Source organism: Streptococcus sp. HMSC076C09 (assembly GCF_001837905.1).
GTDB classification, from domain to species: domain Bacteria; phylum Bacillota; class Bacilli; order Lactobacillales; family Streptococcaceae; genus Streptococcus; species Streptococcus parasanguinis_I.
Map to the genome: position 1 here is coordinate 95,811 of NZ_KV834606.1, position 3,835 is coordinate 99,645.

General features: G+C 44.8%; 4 protein-coding genes. 3 read left to right on the forward strand and 1 reads right to left on the reverse strand.

Going from position 1 to position 3,835, the window contains the following annotated elements; genetic code table 11:
• On the forward strand, nt 1-631 hold a 631-nt coding region (locus HMPREF2704_RS00515), incomplete at its 5' end, for an ABC transporter ATP-binding protein (protein ID WP_256317998.1).
• Complete coding sequence (locus HMPREF2704_RS00520; protein WP_070845344.1) at nt 632-2,617, forward strand: ABC transporter permease; 1,986 nt, start codon at nt 632-634, stop codon at nt 2,615-2,617.
• A 369-nt stretch (nt 2,618-2,986) separates the two neighbouring features.
• Here the strand turns inward: HMPREF2704_RS00520 and HMPREF2704_RS00525 are convergent, their stop codons facing one another.
• A complete protein-coding gene (locus HMPREF2704_RS00525) occupies nt 2,987-3,250 on the reverse strand; it encodes a SemiSWEET family transporter (protein WP_003012241.1) in 264 nt (87 codons plus the stop codon).
• A 287-nt stretch (nt 3,251-3,537) separates the two neighbouring features.
• Here HMPREF2704_RS00525 and HMPREF2704_RS00530 point away from each other — a divergent pair, with 287 nt between their 5' ends.
• Nucleotides 3,538-3,795, forward strand: coding sequence for a SemiSWEET family transporter (locus HMPREF2704_RS00530; RefSeq protein WP_003011864.1), 258 nt, complete (start codon nt 3,538-3,540; stop codon nt 3,793-3,795).
• Nucleotides 3,796-3,835 lie beyond the last annotated feature (40 nt).

Here is a 3,835-nt window from a genome sequence, read left to right on the forward strand (position 1 = left end):
ATCAGGATCCGGGAAATCGACCCTCCTCAACATCCTGGCCATGCTGGATCAGCCGACCGAAGGGCGGGTCTACCTCAATGGCACGGACACCTCAACCATCAAGAACAAGGATGCGTCCAGCTTCCGTCGGGAAAAACTAGGCTTCGTCTTTCAAGATTTCAATTTGCTCGATACCTTGTCTGTCAAAGACAATATTCTTCTCCCTCTAGTCCTCTCTCGCAGACCGGTCAAGGAAATGATGAGTAAGGTGGATAGCGTGAGTCGGGAATTGGGCATTCACCAGCTCTTAGAAAAATACCCTTACGAAATCTCTGGTGGGCAAAAGCAACGGGTGGCCGTAGCACGGGCCATCATCACCTCGCCAGAAATCCTCCTGGCGGATGAGCCAACAGGGGCGCTGGATTCCAAGTCTTCAGCTGCGTTACTGGATGTCTTTGAAGACATCAATAGCATGGGCCAAACCATTCTCATGGTGACTCACTCAACCGCAGCAGCAGCGCGTGCCAAGCGCGTGCTCTTTATCAAGGACGGGATTCTTTACAATCAGATCTTCTGCGGGGAAAAGACGGAGCGTCAGATGTTCCAAGAAATCTCAGATACTCTGACGGTCATGGCAAGTGAGGTGGAGTAGATGTTTCGATTAACCACTAAACTAGCTTGCTCTAATCTGATCAAGAACCGCAAGCTCTATTATCCCTTTGCGATTGCGGTCATTCTCGCAGTGACCATCGCTTATCTCTTTGACTCCCTGACCTTTAATCCCCACATTCACGAGCTTCGTGGGGGAGATCCCATGATCTTTACCCTGGTCTTGGGGCTGTTCGTGGTCAATGCGGCGGGAGCTATCATCGTGCTCTATGCCAATAGCTTCGTCATGAAAAATCGCTCCAAGGAGCTGGGGATCTACAGCATGCTCGGCCTTGAAAAACGCCATCTTATCAGCATGATCTTCAAGGAACTCTTGCTTTTTGGCTTGCTGACTATCTCAGCCGGCGTCTTGATTGGAGCCCTCTTTGACAAGCTGATCTTTGCCTTTCTCTTAAAACTCATGAAGATGAAGGTACAGCTAGTATCCACCTTCCAACCTGGGATTGTCATCTTGGTCTTTGTCACCTTTGGTCTCATCTTTGGACTTTTGATTCTTCTCAATGCTTGGCGCATTCTCCGTTTGAATGCCCTGCAACTAACTCGTGAGAAGGCTAGTGGCGAAAAGAAAGCCCGCTTCTTGTGGCCCCAAACCATCCTGGGCTTAGCCTCTCTTGGTTTTGGCTACTACCTAGCTTTGTCGGTCAAAGACCCTATCATTGCGCTTGTGACCTTCTTTCTAGCGGTTATCTTGGTCATGATCGGGACTTACCTGCTCTTTAATGCGGGGATCACCGTCTTCTTGCATCTGCTCAAGAAAAAGAAGAGCTATTATTACCAGCCCAACAATATGATTTCGGTCTCTAACCTCATCTATCGCATGAAGAAAAATGCAGTGGGGCTTGCGACCATTGCCATCCTCTCGACCATGGTGCTGGTAACCATCTCTGCAGCAACCAACATCTATGTCGGTAGCGAAATGGTCAAGAAAATCATGGCGCCTCATGATTTCTCTGTCCAAGGAAAAGGGGTCGATCTGGAGCAGATCAATCAGAAATTTGATGAATTTGCCTCTGAGCACCATCTCAAGATCAAGAATCGTGACCTGATGACCTATGCCAACTTTGGGGTTAAATCACAAAAGGGCACAGATTTCACCGTCTATCCAGCTGATGAACGCAGCGTCACTCCCAAAACCGTCTTTATGGTCTTTGATGTAGCTAGTTATGAACACATGACAGGCGAACAAGTCGATCTGACAGGCAACCAAGTCATCCTCTTTGCCCATAACAAGGCTCTTAAAGGGCAAAAGCAGTTCACTATCAATGGGCAAGACTTCCAAGTCAAAGAAGAGGTGAGCAAGGATTTTATCACTGATCATGTGCCAAATCAGTTTAACATGCTGACGGAGGATTTCAACTACCTGATCGTGCCGGACCTCTCAGTCTTTGTCGCTCAGTTTCCAAATCTGGCCATCAATACCAATATCTACGGTGGCTTCAATGTCAATGTCGATGAAGACCAGCAACTCAAGCTGGCAGCCAGCTATGACAAGATGATCGATGAATTGAGCAGCCAACAGGGCCAAGGGACCTTTATCTATGGAGGCAACCGAGCCAATGATGTGGCAGAGTTGAATAGCCTCTTTGGCGGCATCTTCTTTATCGGGATTTTCTTGTCACTGATCTTTATGGTCGGAACCGTCATCGTCATCTACTACAAGCAAATCTCAGAAGGTTATGAAGACCGTGATCGCTTCGTCATTCTCCAACAGGTGGGGCTTGATGAACACGAGGTCAAACGGACCATCAACCGTCAAGTGCGGACTGTCTTCTTCCTCCCCCTCATCTTTGCCTTTGTCCACCTGGCCTTTGCCTACCATATGATCCGCCTCATTCTCAAAGTGCTCGGTGTCATCAATAGTGGCCAAGTCCTCGTCGTAACCCTCAGCGTTTGTGGTGTCTTTCTCGTCACCTACCTGATCGTCTTTTGGATCACCTCTCGGAGCTACCGTAAGATTGTGCAGATTTAAGGAAAAAGAAGCTCGAATCAAATTAGAAACTTTCCTTAGGTGAGTACGGACGTCAGCGAACATCGAAGAAGTTCCATGACTAATTATTGAGCCTAAGGTCTCAATAATTCCGAGTGCCTGAAACATGATTATTTCAGGCACTTTTCTCACAGCAGAAAATTTCAATATACTCTAAATAATAATCAGAAATCATTTGGATATTTTTGCACAATAGTCCAGATTAGGTTATTCAAAGTAAAAATTGTCAACTTTTTAAGCTCGCTCATGGCGGGCTTTTTTGTACGAAAACCGACTGCGATTGTTTTTGTTTTTCAAAGGGATACACAAAAAAGACTGAACCCGTAGAGTTCAGTCTTTGTTCACTTTCTATTAAAGTGATGTAAGGAAAGTCAATCCTCCTAGGATGACACCTGCTGAATTTGGAATGATCAAAATCCAGTCTTTTTTAGGTTCCTTTGTCCAACCATAAATGACCCAGATCAAGCAAGAAATAGCAGCTGACAAGGGTTGGAAAGGTTGGGCCTTATTTCCCTGTAAATTAGCAATAATTTGTGGGATGTAGGCAATGAAAACGATAATCCCAATAAAGGCACCGATCGAGCCAACGATTTGGTTGATTTTTTGTTTATTCATAAAATTTTACCTCTGTGTATCAAAATAGCATAAGTAGGAAGAAAATGCAATTAATTTGCATGCTATGCAAGATGAAAATGATTACATTCGCACAAAATTAGACAATGTGTCAAAAAAATAGCAACTAGAGAGAAGACTCTCTCGAAAAGAAATCCATCTTCCTGCAAAATCACAAGATTGTGACACTTTACAGTTCGGTAACATTTGAAAAAAAGACTTGAATTTGTAAAGGACAAAAGGTAGAATAGTGCATACTTAAAAAAAGAAAAGGAAATGGTAGTTTCAAAATGAATGAAAAACAAATGAAAATTCTTGGTTGGGTTGCGACCTTTATGTCTGTTATGATGTATGTGTCTTACTTCCCACAAATCATGGACAACCTCGCTGGTCACAAAGGAAACTTTATTCAACCGCTTGTCGCAGCCATCAACTGTAGCCTTTGGGTCTACTACGGCCTCTTTAAAAAAGAACGCGATATCCCACTTGCTGCAGCCAATGCACCAGGGATCATCTTTGGTTTGATCACAGCCATCACAGCCTTGTAATCAACGAAAGAGAGAGTGGGACAGAAATCGGTCATTCGTT